This is a genomic window from Xanthomonas sp. LF07-6 (assembly GCF_034105445.1).
Lineage (GTDB): Bacteria > Pseudomonadota > Gammaproteobacteria > Xanthomonadales > Xanthomonadaceae > Xanthomonas_A > Xanthomonas_A sontii.
Genome location: NZ_JAXGGI010000001.1, coordinates 168374 through 189401, shown reverse-complemented (window position 1 = coordinate 189401; position 21028 = coordinate 168374). Strand labels below are relative to the sequence as shown.

The following is a 21028-nucleotide window of genomic DNA, read 5'->3' as shown; positions in this document are numbered from 1 at the left end:
GCGGCGACGGTGCCGCTGGAGGATCGGACCGCGCTGGCGATCATGCGCCGTTCCGACAACAAGATCGTCGGCAGCTTCTCGATGGAGAAGAACACCCACGTCTCCGATTTCGTGTGGGTCAACGACACGCGCGTGCTGTTCAACATGGTCCAGAAGATCGGGCAGCGGGATCAGCCGTGGGGGACCGGAGAACTGTTCTCGATCAACGCCGACGGCGGGGCGGCGGAGCTGTTGGTGGGCCAGCGCGTGACCGGCAACGGGCCGGGGACGCTGATCCAGACCAAGAAGGTGGAGAAGGTTGCCGCGTATTTCGTTGGTTCGCTGCCCGGCGACGACCGCAACGTCATCATCCAGGCGCAGCCGTTCAGCACCAGCCAGGATCCTTATAGCCGCACCGAAATCATGGACGTCTATAGCGGCCGCCGGCGGTTGCTGACCGGTTCGCCCAAGGTGCGCGGCGCGGATTTCTACAGCGATGAGCAAGGTAAGGTGCGCTTCGCCTTGGGCGCGGATGCCGACAATGCCAAGAAGCTGTTCTATCGCGATGCGCAGGGCAGCGACTGGAAGCTGATCAATGACGAAAACGTCAGCCATCACGTGGAGACGCCGATCGGTTTTTCCGAAGACGGGCATGTCGCGTATCTGCAGGTACAGCAGGCGAAGGGGAGTGACGTCATCGAGTCGTGGAATACCGACAGCGGCGAGCGCAAGGTGGTGGCACGCGATGTGCTGGCCGATCCCTATCGGATCATGTATCGCCATGGCACCCATGTCCCGGTCGGGATCGAAGTGCTGGGCGACAAGCCGCGGAGCCTGTTTTTCGATGACGCCTCGCCCGAAGCCAAGACCCAGCGCTCGCTGGAAGCGGCCTTCCCGGGGCAGGCAGTCTATGTCACCTCCAGCACGCGCGACGGCCGGCTCAACCTGGTCAACGTGCAGTCCGGTCGCAATCCGGGCGAGTTCTACCTTTTCGACACCGTCGCCAAGAAGGCCGATTTCGTGTTCGCACGCCGTGCGGCACTGCAGCCGCCGAAGCTGGCCGAGGTGCGGCCGATCGCGTTGCAGGCGCGAGATGGCCTGCCACTGCATGGGTTCGTGACCCTGCCGGCGGCGGCCAAGTCCGGCAAGGTGCCGATGGTGGTGATGCCGCATGGCGGACCGTTCGGGATCTTCGACAACGGCATGTTCGATGAGGATGCGCAGATCCTGGCCAGCGCCGGTTACGCGGTGCTGCAGGTCAATTATCGGGGTTCCGGCAACTACGGGCGCGCTTTCCAGCAGGCCGGCGCCGGCCAATGGGGCGGCAAGATGCAGGACGACGTCACCGATGCCACGCGCTGGGCGATCGACCAGGGCATCGCAGACCCGCAGCGCATCTGCATGTACGGTGCCAGCTATGGCGCCTATGCGTCGTTGATGGGCGTGGCCAAGGAGCCGACGCTGTATCGCTGCGCGGCAGGCTATGTCGGCGTCTACGACCTGCCGATGATGTACGCAAGGGGCGATATCCAGCAACGCGATGCGGGTCAGACCTATCTGCGCGAGTGGCTGGGGCCGACCAGCGAACTGGCCGCGATCTCGCCGGTCAATCTGGCCGACAAGATCAAGGGGCCCGTGTTCCTGGCGGCGGGTGGCGAGGACGAGCGCGCGCCCATCCAGCACTCCAAGAAGATGGAAGCCGCCCTGAAGAAGGCGGGCGTACCGGTGGAGACGCTGTACGTCCCGACCGAGGGCCATGGCTTCTACACCGAAGCGCATCGTCGCGAGTTCTACACCCGGCTGCTGGCGTTCCTGAGCAAGTCGCTGGGCGGCGCGCAGGCGGCGCCGGCGGCAGCGAAGCAGTAAGTGATCCGACTGGCGATGCATGCCTGCACGGCACGCATCGCAGGCGCACGACGTCAGTGCGGTCCGGGGCAGGTCCGGACCGCACTCGCCTTGATTGGTCGGCAGCTGGGCCTGACGCCCGTTGCGGCGAAGTCGCGGTCGCAATGATGCGACCTCAGCGGCAATCCCCTCAATGCACCCCATGCATCATCCGCCGCAGCAGGGGCGCGGCGAGGAAGGCCAGCACCGCACAGCCCACGCCGATCCACAGCAGCAGCCAGAACAGGTGCGCGTACTTGGCCGCGGCGTCGGCGATGTTGAGGGTCTGGCCATCCGGCACCTCGATCGCGGCCAGCTTGCCGAACAGCGCCGCCAGCGCCTCGGAGAACGCCGTGGCCAGGAACCAGGTGCCCATCATCAGGCTGACCACGCGCGGCACCGCGAGTTGGGTCACCGCCGACAGGCCGACCGGCGACAGGCACATTTCGCCGGCCTCCAGCACGAAGTAGGCCAGCACCAACCACCACACGCTCGCCATCTGGCCGGTCGCGCCGACCTGTTGCGCGGCCAGTGCCAGTGGCACGAAGGACAGGCCGGCCAGCAACAGCCCCATCGCCGACTTGGCCGGCTTGGACGGCTCGCGTCCGCGCCGCGCCAACCACGCCCACAGCGCGGCGAACAGCGGCGCCAGCAACACCAGGAACAGCGCGCCCAGATAGGTCAGGGAGCCGGCGGTCTGCGGCAGCACCAGGCAGTCGCGGATCAGGAACAGCAGCATCAACGCGCTGACCGCGACGAATAGCCGCCGCGGCGCCGACGAGCCGGGGCGGCGGTCGGACAGCGAGGCCGCCAGCACGAAGCCCAGCGGCGCCAGCAGCAACGAGGCGATCGACCAGGGCAGGGGCGTGCCGCCGCGGATCACCAGCGACGGCACGATGTCCTTGGTCATCAGCCGGTCGGTGAAGGTGACCCACGAGCCGTAGGTCTGCTCGTACAGGGTGAAGTACACCAGCGCCATCGCGATCAGCACCATCAGCGCGATCATCTGCTGGCGCTGCACCGGGGTGCACTGGGTGCCGGTGAACCAGGCGAACCACAGCAGCACCGCGCCGAGCACCAGCAGCATCAGCAGCAGGGCCAGGGAGATTTCCCCGCCCAGGCTGAAGGCGCCGTTGGCCGCGGCCCACATCAGCGCGGCCACCGGCAGCACGCCCAGCACGGCGCATAGGTAGATCGCCCATTCGCGCGGCACGCCGAGCACGCGCTCGCGCAGTAGCGCCGGCTGCGCCGGTTCGGCGTGGCCGTGCAGGTATTTCTGGCCCCACAGGAACATGCCCAGGCCGAGCAGCATGCCGATGCCGGCCGCGCCGAAGCCGTAGCGCCAGCCGTAGGCCTCGCCCAGGAAGCCGCAGACCAGCGAGGCGAACAGCGCGCCGAGATTGATGCCGGCGTAGAACAGCGAGAAGCCGGCGTCGCGGCGCGGGTCGTCGGCCGGATACAGCTTGCCGACGATGGTGGAGATGTTGGGCTTGAGGAAGCCCACGCCCATGATGATCAGTGCCAGCGACAGGTAGGTCACGCCCAGGGATGCGGTGTCGCGGACCACCTCGCCGTTGACCCGGGTGGCGGCGTGACCCTCGAAAGCCATGCCGATGTGGCCGAGCACCAGCAGCAGGCCGCCGAACACCACCGCCTTGCGCATGCCGAGCCAGCGGTCGGCGAGCAGGCCGCCAAGCACCGGCACGCAGTACACCAGGCCGCCGTAGGCGCCGAGCAGGTCGAGTCCCGCGTCGTCGCCGAACAGGTGGTACTTGGTGAGGTACAGCAACAGCAGCGCCTTCATGCCGTAGAAGGAGAAGCGCTCCCACATCTCGGTGAAGAAACAGACGTAGACGCCCTTGGGATGGCCGAGGAAATCGTCGCGCGCGTCGCGCAGCGGCAGGGAGGACACGGACACGGCGACTCTCGGCGCAGGAAGGCAGCGGCGGAGTATAGGCGCGCGGACGCCCGCGCGAATGGCGGCGCGGCATGGATGGTTCGGCGGCGGGCGTACCCTCACCCCAACCCCTCTCCCGGTGGGAGAGGGGCTAGCGTGGTTCCTTCTCCCCTCGGGAGAAGGTGCCCCGCAGGGGCGGATGAGGGTCGGGCTGCACCTGCATGGCTGGGGCGCGCTGCGTGCGCCGTACCCTCACCCCAACCCCTCTCCCGGTGGGAGAGGGGCTAACGCCGTTCCTTCTCCCCTCGGGACCACGGCCCCCTTCTCGGGGGGAAGGTGCCCCGCAGGGGCGGATGAGGGTCGGGCTGCGCCTGGGTGGTTGGGGTGTGCTGCGCGCCCCCGCACCCTCACCCCAACCCCTCTCCCGACGGGAGAGGGGCTATTAGCTGTCTCAGCCTCTGCAAATCCCAAATCCCCAATCCCCGCCCCCAGGCATGTGCCACAAGCTGGGCACCGCGATGCTGGACTTGCCCGGCCCCAGACGCTAGCGTGCAAAGCGTTTTTGTCGTTTCAGGGGTAACCATGAACAACGCTGCCGCGCCGCGCCAGCTCACGTTCCGTGCCGTGGTGCTGGCGATCGTGCTGGCCGTGGTGCTGTCCGCCGCCAATGCCTACCTCGGTCTGTTCGCCGGCCTGACCATCGCCACCGCGATTCCGGCGGCGGTGGTGTCGATGGGGGTGCTGCGCCTGCTCGGCGGCGGCTCCATCCTCGAGAACAACATCGTGCAGACCGGCGCCTCGGCCGGTTCCTCGATCGCGGCCGGGGTGATCTTCACCATCCCGGCGCTGGTGATCATGGGCTACTGGCCGGACTTCAAGTACTGGTGGGTGCTCGGCATCGCCGGCATGGGCGGCCTGCTCGGGGTGCTGTTCTCGGTGCCGCTGCGGCGCTCGATGATCGTCGAGGATCCGCTGCCGTTCCCGGAGGGCAAGGCCGCCGCGGAAGTGCTCAAGGCCGGTGAGAATCCCGGGCCGGGGCTGAAGATCTTGGGCCTGTCGGCGGCGATCGGCGGGCTGGTCAAGCTCGGCGCGGCCAGCGGCCTGAAGGTGATTCCGGATACCTGGGCGCAGGCCGCGTACATCGGCAGCAGTAAGATGGTCGGCTACGTCGGCACCAATCTGTCGCCGGCGTTGCTGGGCGTGGGCTACATCGTCGGGCTCAACGTCGGCATCGTGGTGCTGTCCGGCTCGATCCTGTCCTGGCATCTGGCCATCCCGCTGTACCAGCAGTTCTTCATGGGCTCCGACCCGGCGCTGGCGCAGAGCCTGGTCAATGCGCCGGCGGCCGAAGCGGCGTTCGGCATCTGGGCGGCCAAGGTGCGCTATCTGGGCGTGGGCGCGATGCTGATCGGCGGCGTGTGGACGCTGTTCTCGCTGCGCAAGTCGCTGCTGTCGGGCGTCAAGAGCGGCTTCGCCGCGGCGCGCAAGAGCACCGGCGGCGCCGCGGTGGCCGAGACCGATCGCGACCTGCCGATGAAGTGGATGCTGGTCGCGCTGCTGCTGTGCACGCTGCCGCTGCTGGGCCTGTACCAGGCCATCGTCGGCCAGTGGCACGTCAGCGTGCCGATGACCCTCATCATGATCGTCGCCGGTTTCCTGTTCGTCTCGGTGTCCGGCTACCTGGCCGGCCTGATCGGCTCGTCGAACAACCCGGTCTCCGGCATCACCATCTCCACCATCCTGTTCGCCTCGGCGGTGCTGGTGGTGCTGCTCGGGCGCGATTCGCCGATCGGCGCGGTCGCCGCGATCATGATCGGCGCGGTGGTGTGCTGCGCCGCCGCGGTGGGCGGCGACAACCTGCAGGATCTGAAGGCCGGCTACCTGGTCGGCGCCACGCCGTGGAAGCAGCAGCTGATGCTCGCGATCGGCGCGTTCTCTTGCGCGTTGATCATGGCGCCGGTGCTGAATCTGCTGGCCCAGGCCTATGGCATCGGCGCAGCCACGCCGCAGCATCCCAATGCGCTGGCGGCGCCGCAAGCCACGCTGATGGCGTCGGTGGCCAAGGGCCTGTTCGGCGGCGAGTTGCCGTGGACCATGATCGGCATCGGTGCCGGCGTCGGTGCGGCGATCATCGCGCTGGACGAGTGGCTGAAGAAGACCGGCAAGCGCTTCCGCGTGCCGGTGCTGGCCGCGGCGATCGGCATTTACCTGCCGCTGGAGCTGATGGTGCCGATCTTCCTCGGCGGCCTGCTGACCCACCTAGTCGAGCGCTTCCACAAGATCCGCGCTGATGACGAGGAGGGCCGCGATCGCGCGCACCGCCCGGGCACGCTGTTCGCCGCGGGCCTGATCACCGGTGAGGCGTTGATGGGCATTGCGATCGCGGTGCCGATCGTGGCCTCGGGCCGCGCCGACGTGCTGGCGCTGCCGGAAGCATTCCACCTCAACCAGTGGTACGGCCTGGCGCTGCTGGCCTTCGTCGGCTGGCTGCTGTACCGCACCGGCCGCAAGGGCGAAGCCGCGGCCGCGCCGCGCGCGTAACCGGCGCAATCGCCTCCTGCAACGCAACATCCGAAGCCCGGCCCCGCGCCGGGCTTCGCTTTTTCCGGCCGGGCCCGCGCGCCGCACGTGCCGATCCCATCAGCTTCTCGCTGGCTGCTCCGCGCCGCGTGCATCGCGCAGGCCAAGGAGCGAATTGCGCCGCAGCCGTGCGTGCATCGCGCTCCGCCACGCCACCGGAAGCTGGCCCAAACCGACCTCGCGCGCCTGGCCGAGCCAGCGCATCACACTGTCGATCCCGACCCGCCTTTCCATCCAGCGGCGGATCTGCCCGTCCGCGCTATCCGAACCAGGTCCCAGGCTGCTCCTAATCGCCCTGGCCGAACCAACGCACCGCACCTGCCAATCCCGATCCGCCTCTCATCCAGCCGCGCGTAGATCGCGGTCCGCCTGTTGCCCGACACCGATCCGTCAGAACCTTCGTAGTCCCAGCCGAGCCAGCACCTCGCTCTTCCCAATCCCCAATCCCGATTCCCCAATCCCGGCCCCTCCATGACTTCAGTCCTTTGCGCCACGCCCACCGCGGCCCCTACCATCGACGTTTTGCCGTGTTCCGGAGACGCCCGATGACCCTGCGCTACGCCTTGCTGCCCCTGGCCCTGCTGACCGCGCTGCCCGCGCTGGCCGCCACCCGCGGTTTCGAAGTTCGCGACATGGTCGCGCTGGACCGGGTGTCCTCGCCGCTGCTGACGCCCGATGGCGGCACGGTGATCTTCGCCAAGCGGCAGATGGACAAGGCGCTGGAGAAGTCCAGCACCAGCCTGTGGCTGCGCGACCTGCGCACCCGCGATGCGGCGCCGCCGAAGCGGCTGACCCCGGAAGGCTGGAACGTCAACTCGCCGGAACTGTCGGCCGACGGCAAGACCGTGTACTTCCTCAGCGCCAAGTCCGGCCGCCAGCAGCTGTACGCGCTGCCGCTGGCCGGCGGCGCGCCGCGCCAGCTCACCGATTTCGCGCTGGACGTGGACAGCTACCGCATCGCCCCGCAGGGCGACCGCGTGGCCTTCAGCGCCGGCGTGTTCCAGGACTGCGGCTCGGACCTGGCCTGCACGCAGAAGCGCCTGGACGCCAAGAAGCAGTCCAAGGCCACCGGCGTGGTGTTCGACCAGTTGTTCGTGCGCCACTGGGATACGTGGAACGACGGCCGCCGCAACAGCCTGTTCGTCGCGCCGCTGCCGGCCGGCGCCAAGGCCAAGCCGGTCGCCGGCGCCTCGGCGGTCAGCGTGACCCTGGCCGGCGACATCCCCTCCAAGCCGTTCGGCGGCAGCGAGGACTACACCTGGGCGCCGGACGGGCAGTCGCTGGTCGCCAGCGTGCGCGTGGCCGGCCGCGAAGAACCGTGGTCGACCAACTTCGACCTGTACCGGCTGGACGCCGCCGGCAAGGCCGCGCCGGTCAACCTGACCGCGTCCAACCCGGCCTGGGACGCCGGCCCGGTGTTCTCCGCCGACGGCAAGACCCTGTTCTACCGTGCGATGAAGCGCCCCGGCTTCGAGGCCGACCGCTTCGGCCTGATGGCCATGGACGTGGCCAGCGGCAAGACCCGTGAGATCGCCCCGCAGTGGGATCGCTCGGCTGGCGAGCTCGTGCTCTCGGCCGACGGCAAGACCATCTATACCACCGCCGACGACATGGGCCAGCACCCGCTGTTCGCGGTCGACGTGGCCGATGGCAAGGTCCGCACCGTGGCCGCCGACGGCAGCGTCGGCTCACCGGTCCTGGCCGGCACCACCCTGGCCTTCACCCGCAACAGCCTCAAGAGCGGCGACCAGATCGTGGTCGCCGACGCCGATGGCCAGCAGCCGCGCGCCATCACCCCCAGCGCCGGCGAACTGCTGCCGGACGTGAAGTTCGGCGACTACGAGCAGTTCTCGTTCAAGGGCTGGAACAACGACACCGTGCACGGCTATGTGGTCAAGCCGTACAACTACCAGGAAGGCAAGACCTATCCGGTGGCGTTCCTGATCCACGGCGGCCCGCAGGGCAGCTTCGGCAACGGCTGGAGCTATCGCTGGAACCCGCAGACCTATGCGGGGCAGGGCTACGCGGTGGTGATGATCGACTTCCACGGTTCCACCGGCTACGGCCAGGCCTTCACCGATGCGATCAGCCAGCACTGGGGCGACCGCCCGCTGGAAGACCTGCAGAAGGGCTGGGACGCGGCGCAGAAGCAGTACGGCTTCCTCAATGGCGACAAGGCCTGTGCGCTCGGCGCCAGCTACGGCGGCTACATGGTCTACTGGATGGCCGGCAACTGGAACAAGCCGTGGAAGTGCCTGGTCGACCACGACGGCGTGTTCGACAACCGCATGATGGGCTACGCCACCGAGGAGCTGTGGTTCAGCGAGTGGGAGAACGGCGGCACGCCGTGGCAGAACCCGGCCGGCTACGAAAAGTTCAACCCGATCCTGCACGTGGACAAGTGGAAGGTGCCGATGCTGGTGATCCATGGCCAGCAGGATTTCCGCATCCCGATGGAGCAGGGCCTGGCCGCGTTCGGCGCGCTGCAGCGCAAGGGCATCGAGTCCAAGTTCCTGTACTTCCCGGACGAGAACCATTGGGTGCTGAAGCCGCAGAACAGCATCCTCTGGCACGACACGGTCAACGGCTGGCTGAAGCAGCATATCGGGCAGTGAGGGGACCTGGGGCCTGGGTTTCCCGGGCCCCTTCTGGGAATACGGCCCAGGTCCCGGGATTCGGGATTTTCCCGCGATCCCGGTAATCCGATGGCCCTTGTGGGAGGGGCTTCAGCCCCGACACCTTACCAATGAAGCGTCGGGGCTGAAGCCCCTCCCACAAAAACAACAGGCGCTTGCAGCGCATCGCTCCTGCGAATACACCCGCGGCCTGTTGCTCTCTTTCGATCGTTGTTGACACCTCCAAACCTCCAACCGCGGCGCACGAATCCCGAATCCCCACTCCCGAATCCCCGCCCTAAAGCCCGATGCCCTCGACGCCCCTGATCACCAACGACATCGTCATCTTCGGCCTGATCGCCGCCACCCTGGGCGCGGTGTTCTGGACCGCGGCGCGGCCGTCGGGATTCTGGAAGCGCTTCTACGGCTTCGTGCCGGCGCTGTTGCTGTGCTATCTGATTCCGGGCATCTACAACACCGTCGGCCTGATCGACGGGCAACACAATTCGCTCTACAACCCGGTCGCGCGCGACGTGCTGCTGCCGGCGGCGCTCGTCCTGCTCACCCTCACCATCGATCTCAAGGGCATCCTGCGGCTGGGGCCGAAGCTGGTGGCGATGTACCTGGGCGCGTCCTTCAGCATCATGCTCGGCGCGGTGGTCGCGTTCCAGGTGATGAAGTGGCTGCATCCGGTGACCGTGGCCGGCGACACCTGGGCCGGCATGGCTGCGTTGGCCGGCAGTTGGATCGGCGGCGGCGCCAACATGCTGGCGATGCGTGAGGTGTTTCAGGTCGATGCCACCACCTTCGGCCAGTTCGCGGTGGTCGACGTCGGCGTCGGCTACGTGTGGATGGCACTGCTGATCTTCTTTGCGCAACGTGCGCCGGCGATCGATGCGCGCACGGGCGCCGACACCCGCGGCATCGACGACCTCAAGCAGCGCATCGCCCACTTCCAGGCCCAGCACGAACGCGTGGCCAGCCTCACCGACCTGATGCTGATCGTCGGCGTGGCCTTCGGCGCGGTCGGCCTGTCGCATGCGATCGCCACTCCCACGGCGGCGTGGTTCGACGCGAACGTGAGTTGGGCCAAGCAGTTCAGCCTCGGCTCGCCGTTCGTGTGGGTGGTGGTGCTGGCGACCACCTTCGGCCTGCTGCTCAGCTTTACCCGCGCGCGCACCCTCGAGGGCGCCGGCGCCTCGCGCATCGGCACGCTGCTGCTGTATTTCCTGATCGCCTGCATCGGCATGCAGATGGATCTGCTGGCGCTGTTCGACCGGCCCTGGATCTTCGCGCTCGGCCTGATCTGGCTCATCGTGCACGTTCTGCTGCTGCTGGCGCTGGGCAAGCTGCTGCGGGTGCCGTTCTTCTACTTCGCGATCGGCTCGCAGAGCAACGTCGGCGGCCCGGCCTCGGCGCCGGTGGTGGCGGCCGCGTTCCATCCGGCGCTGGCCCCGGTCGGCGTGCTGCTGGGCACGATGGGCTACGCCACCGGCACGTACCTGGCCTATCTGGTTGGGATCACCCTGCGCGCGATGGCCGGCGCTGGCTGAGCCGCGGCGGCGTGACCGCCGCAGCCTGTTCGCGTGCGGCAGTGCGATGTGGGAGCCGGCGCTGGGACTGCCGCCGTACATCGCGGGCGTGGATCTGGGGCGCTGCGTCCGGCGGTGTGCCTGCGAAACTGCTGGTCTGGGTGGTGGACGCCACGGCAGGCGTCGGCGTGGACGCCTGCCGTGATGCAGTCGCAGGCGGCGACTACTGCATCGCCACGCTGCGCTGCCGTTCTTCCTGCTGCTGCGGCGGCGCCTGCAGGTTCTGTTGCTGCAACTGGCCGACGTTGGCCTGCGACGGCTCGTGGGCCGCGGCCGCGGTCTGGACCTGGCTGCGCAGGTGCGCCGGGTTCTCCGGTTGCCCCTGGACCGCGAACAGTCGGTCGCCATCGCGGCTGGGCAGCACTTGGTCGATGCGCTGCAGGCCGTCCTGGCCGGCGCGCGCGGCGACGCTGGCGGCGGTGTTGAGGAAGGCTGCGTCGTCGTGCAGGCCGAGCCGGTCGCGCTGGCCGTCCAACTGCACCACCGCGTCGTTGAACAGGCGGCTGCCGGTCGACAGCGAACCGGATTGCCCCTGGCTCTGGACCTGACCCTGGCTCTGGTTCTGCGCCAGGTCCTCGGCCTTCATCACCGAGTCGATGCCGTGCAAGTCCAGGCGATGCTTGAGCATCATCCCGGGGATCAGGCGCTGGCCGAACGACAGCGGGTCCGGTTCCGGCAGCTGGATCTGGTGGCCGGCGGCGTCGGGCATCAGGCCGCGGGTCAGCAGGTTGTCTTCCTGCAGGTAGGTCAGCAGTTCGTTCTTGACGTGATAGCCGCGGATCAGCCCGTCGGCGGCATAGGCCTTGGCCGCGTCGGCATCCAGCCCTTCGCGCTCGAGCGTCTTGTTGTTGACCCCGGCGGCGTTGAAGGTCACCGCCGGCACGTCGTTGACCATCGACGAGGCCGCGGCCAGGCCGCCGCCCAGCGAGTGCCCGGAGATCAGCAGGTTGTCGCCGAAGGCCTGCTTGGCCTGGCTGCCGAGCTGGATCGCCGAGGCGTACTGTGAGTCGGAAAAGCCCAGGCCCTGGCCGAGGTTGTGTTTCCAGTCCTTCAGTTCGTCGGTGCCGCAGAAGCCCAGCACCACGTTGCCCTGCGGGTTGCGGTAGAACGCGGCATCGAAGCCGCTCTTGGCATCGTGCTGCAGGCTGGGATCGATGCCGGCGCGCTGCAGCGCGGCGTCGTCCATGCGCGACCAACCGTCGGGCAGCGCGGCGAAGGTCTCGGCGCCGCCGGCGCGGCGTTCGGCCGCGGTGTGGTAGAGGTCCTGAAGCAGCGGCGGCAGTTGCCGGTCCACGGCCTGCGGCTGCTGGCCGCGGACGGCGTCGGAGAAGGAGGTGGACGGATCGGACGGGGAAAGCTCGTTCTGGTTCATGCGCGGCTCCGTGCGAATGTGGCGACCGACCGCGTCAGCGGCTCGCTTCCAACGGGATTGCGTGGGCGCTCAGCCAGGCGCGCACGTCGTTGCGGACCTGCTGCGCGTTGGTGTTGAGCAGGCGCTCGGGCGTGTTGAAGAAGTACGCCTGGAAGGTCTTGCCCTGGGCGTTGCGCAGGCTCGGATCGACCCCGGCCTGCAGCAGCTTCGGCACCCAGGGATTGCCGGCGCTGCTCTGCGCGGCCAGGTGCAGCAACGAGTTGCCTGTGGCGTCGACCCGTTTCGGGTCGGCGCCGGCCTTGAGCAGCATCTCGATCTGCGCGTCGCGCTTGCTCTGCACGGCGCGGAACAGCGGCGTCCAGTTCGCGCGCGCGCTTACCGGGTCGACCGGGGCGCCATGCTGCAACAGGATCTCCAGGTATTGCGGATCCTTGGCCATGGCGGCCATGTGCACCACGGTTTCCTGGTCCATGCCCGGCAGGGACGGGTCGGCACCGGTGTCGAGCAGCGCCGCCAGCGCGCGCGGCTGTTCGTTCCAGATGGCCCATTCGAGCAGGGTGACGTTCTGGTCGCCGTGCGCGGACAGGTCCGTGCTGGGCGCCAGGGCGGCGATGCGGGCGACGTCGCCGCGCGCGATGGCGGCGGCGATGTCGGCGAGTGCGGGGTCGCGGAACGCGACAGAATGATCCTGCAGCGAGGCTGACATGGCGGAATGCTCCTTGGCGCCGGACTGTGCGGCGCAACTGACCGAGAAGAACAGCGAGGTCGCGAGTGCGATCAGGGCGGGGACGGGCGTACGCATGCAAGGCTCCTTTCCTGTTCGCGGTCCTGGGATGACGGCGCACGTCCTGGCGCCGTTGCCGATGCTAGCAGCGGATCGCAGTGGTGTTGTGCCATTTTTGTGACGCGGTCTGCGAATCTCTGGTGGCGTCCCGCCAGGCGATCCATCGTTTAACCGGAAACAAACGCTTGGCGGCCGGGATATTGCCGAGATGCGATTGCTGCCGCGAGCGGGCAGGGCGGACAGGCAGCGCCGCAGGCGCATGCAGCGCGTGCGCATGGGATTGGCCGCGCTGCCGCGACTGCAGGCGCCGCACAGGCGAGGGACATGTGCGCAGCGGCATAATGGACGTTTTCCCAAAGGAGCGCGCGATGACGGCGACCCCCTTCGACCTGTTGATCAGCGATTGCGACGGCGTGCTCGTCGACAGTGAAGTGCTGGCCGACCGGGTGATGCTCGACGCGCTGGGCGCCTATGTGCCGCGGGCCGAACTGGAACGCTTTCTTGCGGGCAGCTTCGGCCTCACCGCACAGGAAATCGTGCAGCGCGTGCAACGGCAGTACGCGCTGGCGCTGCCGCCGGGCCTGTACCAGGAGATCCGCACACGCTCGGAGGCGCTGATTGCCGCCGAGGTGCAGCCGATCGACGGCGTGCGCGAAGCCTTGCTGGCGTTGCCGCTGCCGCTGGCGGTCGCCTCCAACAGCATGCGCGAGAGCGTGGTCGCCTCGGTGGCGCGCGCCGGCCTGCATGAGCGTGTCGGCGAACGCATCTTCAGCGCCGACATGGTGGCGCGGCCCAAGCCCGCGCCGGACGTGTATCTGCTGGCCGCGCGCACGCTGGAGGTGGCGCCGGAACGCTGCCTGGTGATCGAGGACAGCGCCACCGGCGCCAGCGCCGCGCTGGCCGCGGGCATGACCGTGATCGGCTTTACTGGCGCCGCGCACATTCCCGCCGGGCACGCCGCGACCCTGCGCCAGCTCGGCGTGGCCGCGGTGATGGAGCACATGCGCGAACTGCCGCAGACCTATGAGGAACTGGTGCGCGCCGCGGCGGCCTGAAGAGCTGGGATTGGGGAATCGGGATTCGGGAATGGGAGCGGCGCCGCGAGTGCATGGCATCCGCGTGCTTCTCCGTAAAAGCGGCTTTAGCCGCGATGCCTTGTCGGTAATGCGTCGCGGCTGAAGCCGTTCCTACAACAGCCAAGCGGCGATGCTCATTGCAAGCATCGCCGCACTTTCATCACGATCACCGCCGCGTTCGCCGAATGCCTTCAGGCGCCCACCACCAATCCCCAATCCCGACTCCCCAATCCCCGCCTTTCAACAACAGCGAAACCCGCTCTTGCCGCCGTACCGCGCCTCCTGGCGCTCGCGGAAGAAGGTCTTGTAGTCCATCGGCTCGCGGTCCGGATGCTTTTCCAGCATGTGCCGCACGTAGTTGTCGTAGTCGGGAATGCCGCAGCACAGCCGCGCGGTCTGCACCAGGCGCCGCCATAGCCGGCGGTGCGCCTGGTACTGCCCGACCGGAACCAGGGCGCCGGCCATTACAGGTCCGCCATCTGGTGCGGCTGCAAGGCCACGTACGCGGTCTCGCGGTCGCTGCGCTGCGGGTTGCGGCGCGCGGCAAGAATGGTCTTCACCGCATAGATCAGCACCGCGAACACCACGCACAGGAACAGCACGGTCAGCCCGGTGTTGACGTAGGCGTTGGTGACGATCTGCTGCATCTGCGCCACCGACTTGGCTGGTGCGGTGATGGTGCCGCTGGCGATGGCGTCCTGGAACTTGTGCGCCTGCGCCATGAAGCCCTGCGACGGGTTGCGGTCGAAGATCTTGATCAGGCCGGCGTAGGTGGTGCAGATCAGCAGCCACACCGCCGGCACCGCGGTCACCCAGGCGTAGCGGTCGCGCTTCATCTTGAACAGCACCACCGTGCCCAGCATCAGCGCGATGCCGGCCAGCATCTGGTTGGAGATGCCGAACAGCGGCCACAGCGTCTGGATGCCGCCGAACGGATCGACCACGCCGGTATACAGCAGGTAGCCCCACAGGGCCACGCAGCCGGCGGTGCCGATGATGTTGGCGGTCCACGACTCGGTCTTCTTCAACGCCGGGATGAAGTTGCCGAGCAGGTCCTGCAGCATGAAGCGTCCGGCGCGGGTACCGGCGTCCACCGCGGTGAGGATGAACAGCGCCTCGAACAGGATCGCGAAGTGGTACCAGAAGGCCATCATCGCGTCGCTGCTGTTGGGGATGGCCTGGTGCAGGATCTGCGCGATGCCCACCGCCAGCGTCGGCGCACCGCCGGCGCGATGCAGGATGGTGGGTTCGCCGATCGCCGCCGCGGTGGCGGTCAGTTGCTCCGGGGTGATGGCGAAGCCCCAGGTGGTGCTGATGTGGTGCGCGGCGGCGGCGACGTCGGCACCGATCACGGCGGCCGGGCTGTTCATCGCGAAGTACACGCCCGGGTCGATGATCGAGGCCGCCACCAGCGCCATCACCGCCACGAACGATTCCATCAGCATGCCGCCGTAGCCGATGTAGCGCATGTGCGACTCGTTGGCGAGCAGCTTGGGCGTGGTGCCCGAGGAGATCAGCGCATGGAAGCCGGACACCGCGCCGCAGGCGATGGTGATGAACAGGAACGGGAACAGGCCGCCCTTCCACACCGGGCCGTCGCCGCTGGCGGCGAACTGCGTGAGCGCCGGCATCTTCAGCTCCGGCATCACCACCAGGATGCCGATCGCCAGGGCGATGATGGTGCCGATCTTGAGGAAGGTGGACAGGTAGTCGCGCGGCGCCAGCAGCAGCCACACCGGCAGCACCGAGGCGACGAAGCCGTAGCCGATCAGCATCCAGGTGATCTGTGTGCCGGTGAAGGTGAAGGCCGGGCCCCAGGTGGGATCGGCGGCGACCTTGCCGCCGAACCAGATCGCCGCCAGCAGCAGGATCAGCCCGACCACCGAGATCTCGCCGATCTTGCCGGGGCGGATGTAGCGCATGTACACGCCCATCAGGATCGCGATGGGCATGGTCGCGATCACCGTGAACATGCCCCAGGGGCTTTCCGCCAGCGCCTTGACCACCACCATCGCCAGCACCGCCAGGATGATGATCATGATCAGGAACGCGCCGAACAGGGCGATGGTGCCGGGCACCTGACCCATTTCCTCGCGGACCAGGTCGCCGAGCGAGCGGCCGTTGCGGCGGCTGGAGAGGAACAGCACCATGAAGTCCTGCACCGCGCCGGCCACCACCACGCCGACCACCAGCCACAGCAGGCCGGGCAGGTAGCCCATCTGCGCGGCCAGCACCGGCCCGACCAGCGGCCCGGCGCCGGCGATGGCGGCGAAGTGGTGGCCGAACAGCACGTGCTTGTTGGTCGGCACGTAGTCCAGGCCGTCGTTGTTGAGCACCGCCGGCGTGGCCCGGGTGGGGTCGAGCTGCATCACCTTGTCGGCGATGAACAGGCTGTAGAAGCGGTAGGCGATCAGGTAGATCGACACCGCGGCCACCACGATCCACAGCGCATTGATGTGTTCGCCGCGGCGCAGGGCGATGGTGCCGAGGCAGAACGCCGCCAGGATGGCGAGTGCGGCCCAGGCCAGCTTGGAAAACCCTTTCATGCAGAACGCTCCCCCGGAGATTGCCGCAAGGGTCGCCCCGATGGCCTGGGGGGTCAATGGCGGGGAGGGCCGAGGGGCTAGTACTTTGGTCGTAGACAGTCCTTGTGACGAACGGCGTGGCGGGGACGGACGGCGCAGCGCGCGAGCCCCTCTCCCCCCGGGAGAGGGGGGGATGAGGGTACGGGTGCGAAGCCCTCGCGAAGCCAGCCTGCGCACGAGGCTACGCCCGTACCCTCATCCGCCCCTGCGGGGCACCTTCTCCCGGTGGGAGAAGGGAGAGGCGCGCGCCCCTCTCCCCCCGGGAGAGGGGTTGGGGTGAGGGTACGGGGGCGAAGCCCTGGCGAACCCAGCCTGCGCACGAGGCTGCGCCCGTACCCTCATCCGCCCCTACGGGGCACCTTCTCCCGGTGGGAGAAAGGAAAGGCGCGAGCCCCTCTCCCCTCGGGAGAGGGGTTGGGGTGAGGGTCCGGGGCGCAGCCCTCGCGAAGCCAGCCTGCGCACGAGGCTGCGCCCGTACCCTCATCCGCCCCTACGGGGCACCTTCTCCCGGTGGGAGAAGGAAAAGGCGCGAGCCCCTCTCCCCCCGGGAGAGGGGTTGGGGTGAGGGTACGGGGCGAAGCCCTCGCGAAGCCAGCCTGCGCACGAGGCTGCGCCCGTACCCTTATCCGCCCCTGCGGGGCACCTTCTCCCGGTGGGAGAAGCGAACCAGTCGCCGCAGACGATGGAACGATGGGTTGCGCCGGTCGCGGTTGGCCGCGGTGGCGGCGGCACCCACAGTAGGGAGCTCATCAGGAGATCGTCCGCCATGACCGCTTCCACCACCGTCGCCCCCGCGCGCATCCTGCGTGCCATTCGTGGCCACGCCACCGCCGACGGCGATGGGGTCAAGCTGACCCGCGTCATCGGCGGCGGTGCGCTGCCCGAACTGGATCCGTTCCTGCTGCTCGACGAGTTCGGCACCGACCGGGCCGAGGACTACATCGGGGGTTTCCCCAGCCATCCGCACCGTGGCTTCGAGACCGTCACCTACATGCTCGACGGGCGCATGCGGCACAAGGACAACCATGGCAACGAGGGCCTGCTGACCCCGGGCAGCGTGCAATGGATGACCGCCGGCCGCGGCCTGGTGCATTCGGAGATGCCGGAGCAGGAGCACGGGCGCATGCGCGGCTTCCAGCTGTGGGTGAACCTGCCGGCGCGCGAGAAGATGACCGCGCCGCGCTACCAGGAATTCGCGCCCGAGCGCATCCCGGTGGCGCAGCCGGCGCCGGGGGTGACGGTCAAGGTGATCGCCGGCCAGGTCGGCGAGGTGCACGGCCCGATCGCGCAGCCGGCCACCGATCCGCTGTATCTGGACATCGCGCTGGATGCCGGCACGCGCTGGGCGTTCGAGCTGCCGTCCGGGCACAACGCCTTCGCCTACATGTTCGAGGGCGAGGCGGCGCTGGGCGAGGGCGAGGCGGCGCGCGTGCTGCCGGCGCAGACGCTGGCGGTGCTCGGCGGCGGCGACCTGCTGCAGGTGCAGGCCGGGACGCAGGGCGCGCGGCTGATCCTGGTCGCCGGACGGCCGTTGCGCGAGCCGGTCGCGCGGCATGGGCCGTTCGTGATGAACACGCGCCAGGAACTGATGCAGGCCTTCGTGGATTTCCAGGAAGGGCGCTTCTGAGCGCGCGTTCGCGCCGCATGTGGTGCGAGGGTTTGTTTCCTCGTAGCAGCGGCTTCAGCCGCGACGGCGTTATTGGGAATGCCTTTCGCGGCTGAAGCCGCTGCTACGGGAGACCGCAGTGCGTGGCGCAGTGCGCCGCCTCAGCGCTCCAGCGCCAGGCTCGACTGGCGCATGTCCAGGCCCTGCACCAGCGATTGCAGTGTCTGCAGTTCCTGGGCGTCGGCGGCATCGATCCACACCTGTGCGTACTGGTCCTTCTTCAGTTCCGCAACCGTGATGCGGCGTGTGGCCTGGTTCGGCAACTCGACACCGCCCACATCCGGCCGGTACCAATACACCGCTTCGCCGGCGATGGCACCCTTTTCCTCGCGCAGCGTGCGCTGCAGCGGAATGTTCGGGTCGCGCGCGGTGAGCATCATGCCCAGCACCTGACGTCCGTCGGCGTCGCTGGCGCGGCAGACGATGAAGCCCTTGTCGCTGCGTTCGCTCCATTGCAGTTTGCTCTGCGGCGGCAGCGGTGGGCAGTTCTGTGCCTGCTGCGCGGTGGCGGCAGCGGCGGGCAACGCCGCCGCAGCGGTCAGCAGCGCCTTGCGCAAGAGTGTCTTCATTCGCGATGTTCCCCATACGCCGCGATGCGACGCGTTCGATCCATACGCACGCCTGCGGCGTCGTCTGCGGGAGCGCCCATCCTGTGCGGGATCCCGGCAGTGCATCCCCCGACGCAGTGCGTGTCCCGTGTGCGGTCACGCGTGCGCGGCCGCGTCTGCACCATAGCCCAGCATGGCCGCGCTGACAATTGGGATGCGGATTCCGGAACATCCGTACGCGTGGTACGGCATGCCGGCACCCGCCCGGCTGCGCCGATCAGGCGGTTGCGGGCGCGGATCGCGGGGGGACGAGGGCGGTGGCGCGTCGCGTGTGTGGGGGCGGTGGCCCGATGCAGGCCTGCCGCCGGCTCAGCGGCCGGGTTCGGGCAACGGGATGAATTCCTGGTCGTCGCCGGGGATCGTCCCGAAGCGGCCCTCGCGCCAATCCTGCTTGGCCTGCTCGATGCGTTCCACCGAACTGGAGACGAAGTTCCACCAGAGGTGGCGCGGGCCATCCAGCGGTTCCCCGCCCATCAGCATGGCCTTCAGCGGGGTTTTTGCGCGCAACCGCCCGCGCGCGCCGGGCTCGGGCAGGACCAGGTGCCGCGCCGGAATGTCCACGCCGTCCAGTTGCGCCTCGCCTTCCAGGATGTACAGCGAGCGCTCGACGTGCCGCGCGTCCAGGTCGATGTCGGCGTCCGCCTCCAGGTCCAGGGCCACGTTGAGGGTGTCGGCGAACACGGTGACCGGCGATTCCTCGCCGTAGGCGCGGCCGGCGATCACCCGCAGCCACGCGCCGTCGCGGCGCTGCTGCGGCAGGCTGGCCGCGGCATGGTGGTAGAACGCCGGTGCGGTTTCTTCCGCCGATTTCGGCAGCGCCACCCAGGTCTGCATGCCGTGCAGCGGATGTGCATGCTCACGCAGCGTGGTCGGTGTGCGTTCGGAGTGGGAGATGCCGCGGCCGGCGGTCATCCAGTTGACGTCGCCGGCGCGGATCACCTGGTCGGAGCCGAGCGAATCGCGGTGGCCGATCTCGCCGGACCACAGGAAGGTGACCGTGGCCAGGCCGATGTGCGGATGCGGGCGCACGTCCACGCCGTGGCCCGGCTCGAACACCGCCGGGCCCATGTGGTCGATGAAGACGAAGGGGCCGACGCTGCGCGCCTGCACGCTGGGGACGGCGCGGCGCACTTCGAAGCCGCCGATATCGTGGACGCGGGGGGCGATCAGGGTGGGCATGCCGGCGCTCGTGGTGGCAGGAACGGAGCGCAAGCTTCGCATGCGAACGCGTGGCACGGACGCCGGCGGCGCAAGACGCAATGTTCCGCGTGCCGCGGCGCCTGGTGTGCGCCTCTCTTGCGCAGGTGATGCGCGTTCGCAGGTGCGCATCGCGACACGACGCAGGCGACAGGCGACTGCGTGGATCCACGCCCCCGGGCGGGGGCGACCGATCGACGACGCCGGTGGGGACAACGCCATGTGGTTTCAATCCAACGCGTCCGCTTCGGACGCGACACGACAGTGCGGATGCGGCGATTCTGCCTTCGCAGTCGCGCCAGCGGATGCCGAGGCTACAGCAAGCCCGGCTGGGCGATCGCCACCTCGCCGCGGCGCGATGCCAGCCGATCGGCCAGCCGGGTCGGTTCCGGCAGGCGGTAGCCGCGCAGATAGCGCTGGGTCCACTGCAGCGCGCTGTCCACCGCCACACGATGGCCGGGCGAGACGATCAGCGGATTGCAGCGCAGCTTGCTGCGCAGCGCCCAGCCCACCACCTCGCCGCGATGCACGATGGGGCTGTGGTCGCCGGCCTGCGCGCCGGGCTCCTCGAAGCGGCCGGCCAGCAGGGTCTTGGCCACGCCGATGCTGGGCAGCCCGGTGACCACGCCGAAGTGCGCGGCGATGCCGAGCCGGCGCGGATGGGCGATGCCCTGGCCGTCGACGAACACCAGGTCCGGCCGCTGCCGCAGCAGACCCAGCGCAGCCAGCAAGGCCGGCAGTTCGCGGAAGCTGAGCAGGCCGGGCACGTAGGCCATCGAGGTGGGCACGCGGGCGATCTCGGCCTGGTGCGGCTGCAGGGTCTGCGCGTCGAGCAGTACCGCGGCGGCGCGGGTGACCTGGCCGTCATCCTCGAAGCCGACGTCGAAGCCGGCCAGCCAGCGCGGCGGGTCGGGCACCTCGTCCTGCAGGCTGACCTGGCGCGCCAGCGTCGCCTGCAGCGCGCGCGCCTGCACGATGCTGCCGTCCCAGTCGCCGAATACGGAGTGCGAAGAAGTGTCCATGCGCCGATGATCGCGCCGCCTTCGTGGCTGGGGTGTGGAGGGGCTGGGAATCGGGAATGGGGAATGGGGAATGGGGAATGGGGAATCGCAACGGCTTTGTTCTCCAGCAAGCCGGACAGCCAAGCGCCGCCTGCTGGTCAGAGCCGCGCGGGAACCGCTTCAACGATTCCC

Annotated in this window: 14 protein-coding genes; 6 read left to right on the top strand and 8 right to left on the bottom strand. The window is 68.8% G+C overall.

All coding sequences use genetic code 11. From position 1 onward, the window contains the following. Positions 1-81 precede the first annotated feature (81 nt). Positions 82-1845, top strand: a complete 1764-nt coding sequence (locus SLW56_RS00750; RefSeq protein WP_320694210.1) for a S9 family peptidase — start codon at positions 82-84, stop codon at positions 1843-1845. A gap of 169 nt (positions 1846-2014) precedes the next feature. Here SLW56_RS00750 and SLW56_RS00745 read toward each other — a convergent pair whose 3' ends face one another. Continuing rightward, positions 2015-3775: an oligopeptide:H+ symporter gene (locus tag SLW56_RS00745; RefSeq protein WP_320694388.1), complete on the bottom strand. Its 1761-nt coding sequence runs from the start codon at positions 3773-3775 to the stop codon at positions 2015-2017. 567 nt (positions 3776-4342) lie between these two features. Here SLW56_RS00745 and SLW56_RS00740 point away from each other — a divergent pair. The 3 genes from SLW56_RS00740 to SLW56_RS00730 all read left to right on the top strand — a co-directional run bounded on the left by SLW56_RS00740 (position 4343) and on the right by SLW56_RS00730 (position 10508). Continuing rightward, complete coding sequence (locus tag SLW56_RS00740) at positions 4343-6301, top strand: oligopeptide transporter, OPT family (protein ID WP_320694209.1); 1959 nt, start codon at positions 4343-4345, stop codon at positions 6299-6301. Between the two features lie 584 nt (positions 6302-6885). Continuing rightward, a complete protein-coding gene (locus tag SLW56_RS00735) occupies positions 6886-8955 on the top strand; it encodes a S9 family peptidase (protein WP_152238045.1) in 2070 nt (689 codons plus the stop codon). A 308-nt stretch (positions 8956-9263) separates the two neighbouring features. Continuing rightward, positions 9264-10508 (top strand): DUF819 family protein, encoded by a 1245-nt coding sequence (locus SLW56_RS00730; protein WP_267099560.1) that lies wholly within the window; start codon positions 9264-9266, stop codon positions 10506-10508. 202 nt (positions 10509-10710) lie between these two features. Here the strand turns inward: SLW56_RS00730 and SLW56_RS00725 are convergent, their stop codons facing one another. Together SLW56_RS00725 and SLW56_RS00720 are read right to left on the bottom strand one after the other, a co-directional pair. Beyond that, positions 10711-11919, bottom strand: coding sequence for an XVIPCD domain-containing protein (locus SLW56_RS00725; RefSeq protein WP_152181876.1), 1209 nt, complete (start codon positions 11917-11919; stop codon positions 10711-10713). A 34-nt stretch (positions 11920-11953) separates the two neighbouring features. After that, positions 11954-12721, bottom strand: coding sequence for an ankyrin repeat domain-containing protein (locus SLW56_RS00720; RefSeq protein ID WP_320694208.1), 768 nt, complete (start codon positions 12719-12721; stop codon positions 11954-11956). Between the two features lie 350 nt (positions 12722-13071). Here SLW56_RS00720 and SLW56_RS00715 point away from each other — a divergent pair, with 350 nt between their 5' ends. Further along, positions 13072-13758, top strand: coding sequence for an HAD-IA family hydrolase (locus SLW56_RS00715; RefSeq protein ID WP_267121076.1), 687 nt, complete (start codon positions 13072-13074; stop codon positions 13756-13758). Positions 13759-14019: 261 nt separating this feature from the next. On the opposite strand, the gene SLW56_RS00710 is transcribed toward SLW56_RS00715, so the two are convergent. Then, a complete protein-coding gene (locus SLW56_RS00710) occupies positions 14020-14244 on the bottom strand; it encodes a CstA-like transporter-associated (seleno)protein (protein WP_017909376.1) in 225 nt (74 codons plus the stop codon). Further along, the gene (locus SLW56_RS00705; RefSeq protein WP_153751909.1) at positions 14244-16325 is read right to left on the bottom strand and encodes a carbon starvation CstA family protein; all 2082 of its coding nucleotides are present in this window, start codon (positions 16323-16325) and stop codon (positions 14244-14246) included. Before SLW56_RS00705 ends, SLW56_RS00710 begins: the two co-directional genes overlap by 1 nt. 805 nt (positions 16326-17130) lie before the next feature. Between SLW56_RS00705 and SLW56_RS00700 the strand changes: the two genes are divergently transcribed. Next, positions 17131-17991, top strand: coding sequence for a pirin family protein (locus tag SLW56_RS00700; RefSeq protein ID WP_267099562.1), 861 nt, complete (start codon positions 17131-17133; stop codon positions 17989-17991). Between the two features lie 140 nt (positions 17992-18131). Here the strand turns inward: SLW56_RS00700 and SLW56_RS00695 are convergent, their stop codons facing one another. The 3 genes from SLW56_RS00695 to nfi all read right to left on the bottom strand — a co-directional run bounded on the left by SLW56_RS00695 (position 18132) and on the right by nfi (position 20857). After that, positions 18132-18599, bottom strand: a complete 468-nt coding sequence (locus SLW56_RS00695) for a hypothetical protein (protein ID WP_010342081.1) — start codon at positions 18597-18599, stop codon at positions 18132-18134. A 348-nt stretch (positions 18600-18947) separates the two neighbouring features. Next, positions 18948-19817, bottom strand: coding sequence for a pirin family protein (locus SLW56_RS00690; RefSeq protein ID WP_320694207.1), 870 nt, complete (start codon positions 19815-19817; stop codon positions 18948-18950). 332 nt (positions 19818-20149) lie between these two features. Continuing rightward, positions 20150-20857, bottom strand: a complete 708-nt coding sequence (gene nfi / locus SLW56_RS00685) for a deoxyribonuclease V (protein ID WP_017909380.1) — start codon at positions 20855-20857, stop codon at positions 20150-20152. Positions 20858-21028 lie beyond the last annotated feature (171 nt).